The organism is Faecalibacterium sp. DFI.5.82 (genome assembly GCF_029076575.1).
Classification (GTDB): Bacteria; Bacillota; Clostridia; order Oscillospirales; family Ruminococcaceae; genus Faecalibacterium; species Faecalibacterium duncaniae.
The window spans coordinates 1-306 of record NZ_JARFIS010000613.1 but is presented as its reverse complement, the minus strand read 5'-3'; the positions used below and the strand labels follow the sequence as shown (position 1 = coordinate 306).

The 306-nt window shown below is 47.7% G+C and carries 1 pseudogene; it reads left to right on the top strand.

Annotated features, from left to right (window positions below):
- Positions 1–22: 22 nt before the first annotated feature.
- Positions 23–306, top strand: a pseudogene (locus P0G09_RS18115) (hypothetical protein); the annotation flags it as partial.

Genomic DNA, 306 nt, shown 5'->3' with positions numbered 1-306 from the left:
GGTCTATACGGAGCCGAAACCTTTGCACAAGTCTGGAAAATCTGAGGCTGCTTCAAAAATGACACCCGAAGTTTATGCACCAGCAAAGGAGACTCCGGCAGACGAATTGCCGCAGCCCGATAACGCAAATGCGGAAGTGATTCCGGACACTGCGCAGATGGAGCATATCCTTGAGCTGCCCAAAGCGACCTGTCTGCTTCTCTCTTTGGAAAAAAATGCTGGCCTTTCTGCAAATAGTTCCAGTGAGCTGACATATAAGGGAAAGGAATTCCTTCTTGACGCTTATCAGATAGCGCTGAAAAATAA